The following is a 3,838-nucleotide window of genomic DNA, read 5'->3' as shown; positions in this document are numbered from 1 at the left end:
ATTTCCAGCCTGATACCCTGCTGCCGGGCATCAAGATCAACACCTCGGCGACCGATTACGCACCGATCAAGGAGCTGCAGATGATGCGGTTCAGGGGCGAGAAATGGGACCTGTTCGGCGACATCATGAACGGCAATCTCACTCATTGACGGTCCGCCGGGAGCAGGCGCGCTGCCTGCTTTTTCCACGCGCCGGAAAGCTCCCGTCGCTGGGGCTTTTTTGTTAACGCCAAGTGGGCCGCCGGCGGCCCTTTACCAGACGACTAAAGATGCAGGCGCGGTCGCCCTGTCGTAGGCGCTTTTTGCTTCAATTCTGGTAAGATACCGACATCATCGAGAGAGCTTTCAACCAAGGAAGCCAGAGCACAATCTCAGGTAGAAACGAGGGAGAAACGTAATGCTCATGATTGCCAATCCCCTGGCAACGGCTGCGGCCGCGTTCGCATTGTTCACCGCAGCGGCCAGCGGCGCGCTGGCCGCCGAAAAGAAATACGACACCGGCGCGTCCGACACCGAGATCAAGGTCGGCAACATCATGCCCTATTCGGGGCCGGCGTCAGCGTACGGCATCATCGGCAAGACCGAGGCCGCCTACTTCAAGAAGATCAACGCCGAGGGCGGCATCAACGGCCGCAAGATCAACTTCATCTCCTATGACGACGCCTACTCGCCGCCCAAGACGGTGGAGCAGGCCCGCAAGCTGGTCGAGAGCGACGAGGTGCTGTTCATCTTCAACTCGCTGGGCACGCCGCCGAACTCGGCGATCCACAAATACATGAACTCGAAGAAAGTGCCGCAGCTGTTCGTCGCGACCGGCGCCACCAAGTGGAACGATCCCAAGGATTTTCCGTGGACCATGGGCTGGCAGCCGAACTATCAGAGCGAGGGGCGGATCTATGCAAAGTATCTGTTGAAGGAGAAGCCTGGCGCCAAGATCGCGGTGCTCTATCAGAACGACGACTACGGCAAGGACTATCTCAAGGGCCTCAAGGATGGGCTCGGGGCCAAGGCCGCGTCGATGATCGTCGCCGAGGAAAGCTATGAGACCACCGAGCCCACCATCGACAACCACATCGTCAAGCTGAAATCGACCGGCGCCGACGTGTTCTTCGACGTCACCACGCCGAAATTCGCGGCGCAGGCAATCAAGAAGGCCGCTGAGATCGACTGGAAGGCGCTGCACCTCCTCAATAACGTCTCGGCCTCCGTGGGCAGCGTGATCAAGCCGGCCGGTTACGAAAATGCGCAGGGCGTCATTTCGGCGCATTATCTGAAGGACACGACCGACCCGCAATGGAACAATGATCCCGGCATGAAGCAATATCTGGACTTCATGAACAAGGATTTTCCGGAAGGCGACAAGCTCGACAACGGAACCATCACGGGCTACGGCGTCGCGCAGACGCTGGTTCAGGTGCTGAAGCAATGCGGCAACGACCTGACCCGCGAGAACATCATGAAGCAGGCGGCGAACCTGAAGAACTTCCGCACCGAGGTGCTGCTGCCGGGCATTTACATCAACACCGGACCGGACGACTTCGCCCCGATCAGCCAGCTGCAGCTGATGCGCTTCAAGGGCGAGCGCTGGGAGCTGTTCGGCGACGTCATCTCCGGCGACGTCGGCGGCTGACTACCGCCCTTGCCCGTAGCGCGATCTTCCCCGCAACGCGCGTGCGTTGCGGGGTTTTCTTTTTCGCCAGGACGATGGATAACTGCCAGCCAGTTGATTTCTCATCTTCCTGGAGAGCGATGACCGACCGCCGCCCGCTGCTCCGTTCGATCTTCGATGCGGCCGTTGCCGCCGCGCATCCCGATATCGTGCTGGCGCAGCATCTGCGGCCGCCGCCCGCCGGCCGCGTCATCTGCCTCGCCGCAGGCAAGGGTGCGGCCGCAATGGCCGCGGCCGCGGAGGCCCACTATCTCGACGAGTTGAAGCTCGCGCCCGAGCGCCTGATCGGCATCGCCACCACCCGCCATGGCCACGGCGTGCCGACGCGGCGCATCAAGGTCGTCGAGGCCGGCCACCCGATGCCGGATGAAGCGGGCCTGAAGGGCGCCGAAGAGGCACTGCGGATGGCGGAAGCGGCGGAGGCCGATGATCTCTTGCTGGTCCTGCTGTCTGGCGGCGGCTCGGCGAACTGGATCGCGCCCGTCCCCGGCATCACCTTCCTGCAGAAGCAGCAACTGACCCGCGCGCTGTTGCGCTCCGGCGCGCCAATCGGCGAGGTCAACACCGTGCGCAAGCATCTGTCACGGATCAAGGGCGGGCGGCTGGCACGCGCCGGGCAGCACGCCGCCGAGATCGTCACGCTCGCGATCTCCGACGTGCCGCATGATGAGCCATCCGCGATTGCCTCGGGCCCCACCGTGCCGGATCCGACCACGCTTTCGGATGCGCACGCCATCGTCGCCAAATACAGGCTGGAGGTCGATGACGGGATCCGCGCCGCGCTCATCGATCCCGCAAACGAAAGCTGCAAGCCGGGCGACAAGGCTTTTGCGCGGGCGCATTTCGAGCTGATCGCGCGGCCCAGGCAATCGCTCGAGGCCGCGGCGAAGCTCGCCCGCGCGGCGGGCTATGAGATCGTCGATCTCGGCGCCGATCTTGAAGGCGAGGCGCGCGAGGTCGCCGCCGCACATGCGCGGCTCGCCCTCGCCGCGCGCGCCGAGGGCCGGCGCGTCGCGATCCTGTCCGGCGGCGAGCTCACGGTCACCGTGCGCGGCGATGGCCGCGGCGGCCCCAACCAGGAATATGCGCTGGCGCTGGCGGCGCTGCTGAAGGGCACGGCCGACATCTCGGTGCTCTCAGGCGATACCGATGGCGCCGACGGCGGCGCAGGCTCTGCATCCGATCCGGCCGGCGCAATCGTCGACGCCGCGACGTTTGCAAGGATGACCGCACTCGGCCTCGACCCGCAGGCCTATCTCGCCAACAACGACGCCACCGCGTTCTTCGCCGCCACCGGCGATCTGCTGCAGACCGGCCCGACACTCACCAACGTGAACGATATCAGGGTGATTTTGGTGGATGCGCCGTAGGGTGGGCAAAGGCGCGTTTCCGCGCCGTGCCCACTGTCTTTCCGCGAGCGAACTCCGGAATGGTGGGCACGCTTCGCTTTGCCCACCCTGCGCATTTCGGGACGTGATGATGAATTACGACCGTCTCGTCTCGCCGCTTGCATGCTGCAGCAGCGCGAGCAGGCCTTGCAGCAGCGCGGTCGGCGATGGCGGGCAGCCCGGAATGTGGAGATCGACCGCGACGACGTCCTTAACGCCGCCAACACAGGCATAGCTGCCGCGGAAGAGGCCACCGTCAGCGGCGCAGCCGCCGACCGCGACAACCCATTTCGGATCGGGCGTTGCGTCATAGGTGCGCTCCAGCGCCTGGCGCATGTTTTTTGTCACCGGACCCGTCACCAGAAGCACGTCCGCGTGACGCGGCGAGGCTACGAAGCGCAGGCCGAACCGCTCGAGATCGTAGAACGCATTGGAAAGCGCATGGATCTCGAGCTCGCAGGCGTTGCACGAGCCGGCGTCGACCTGGCGGATGGAGAGCGAGCGGCCGAGCCGCGCCTCGGCGGCATCGCGCACACGGCCAGCGAGTTCGGCGAGCGCCGCCTCATCCAACGCAGGCGGCGGCTCGGTCAGCGGACCGCGGGTGAGGCTCTCGATCATTGTCCTGCGCATCGCGGCTCTTCTCCTAGAGATCGACGCCCGAATAGGAGCAGTTGAACGACTTGTTGCAGAGCGGAAAGTCGGCCACGATGTTCTGCTCGATCGCAGTCTCCAATAGCGGCCACTGGAACCAGGAGGCATCGCGGAGGTGACAGCGCGCAATC

At 64.4% G+C, this 3,838-nt stretch carries 3 protein-coding genes and 1 pseudogene; 3 read left to right on the top strand and 1 reads right to left on the bottom strand.

Annotated elements, in window-relative coordinates:
- From JOZ76_RS15020 to JOZ76_RS15010, 3 genes and pseudogenes are all read left to right on the top strand, one after another.
- Positions 1-149 (top strand): annotated as a pseudogene (locus JOZ76_RS15020) (ABC transporter substrate-binding protein); the annotation flags it as partial.
- 247 nt (positions 150-396) lie between these two features.
- Entirely contained in the window at positions 397-1,629 is a 1,233-nt protein-coding gene (locus JOZ76_RS15015) for an ABC transporter substrate-binding protein (protein ID WP_291699408.1), read from the top strand.
- A 119-nt stretch (positions 1,630-1,748) separates the two neighbouring features.
- The gene (locus tag JOZ76_RS15010; RefSeq protein ID WP_291699407.1) at positions 1,749-3,038 is read left to right on the top strand and encodes a glycerate kinase type-2 family protein; all 1,290 of its coding nucleotides are present in this window, start codon (positions 1,749-1,751) and stop codon (positions 3,036-3,038) included.
- Positions 3,039-3,152: 114 nt separating this feature from the next.
- Here the strand turns inward: JOZ76_RS15010 and JOZ76_RS15005 are convergent, their stop codons facing one another.
- Entirely contained in the window at positions 3,153-3,686 is a 534-nt protein-coding gene (locus JOZ76_RS15005; RefSeq protein WP_291699406.1) for an NADH-quinone oxidoreductase subunit B family protein, read from the bottom strand.
- Between the last annotated feature and the right edge of the window lie 152 nt (positions 3,687-3,838).

The sequence above is a fragment of the Bradyrhizobium sp. genome, from assembly GCF_019244115.1.
Taxonomy (GTDB): domain Bacteria; phylum Pseudomonadota; class Alphaproteobacteria; order Rhizobiales; family Xanthobacteraceae; genus Bradyrhizobium.
Note: the sequence above shows the minus strand (reverse complement) of the source record. Positions and strands in the feature narration are given on the sequence as shown.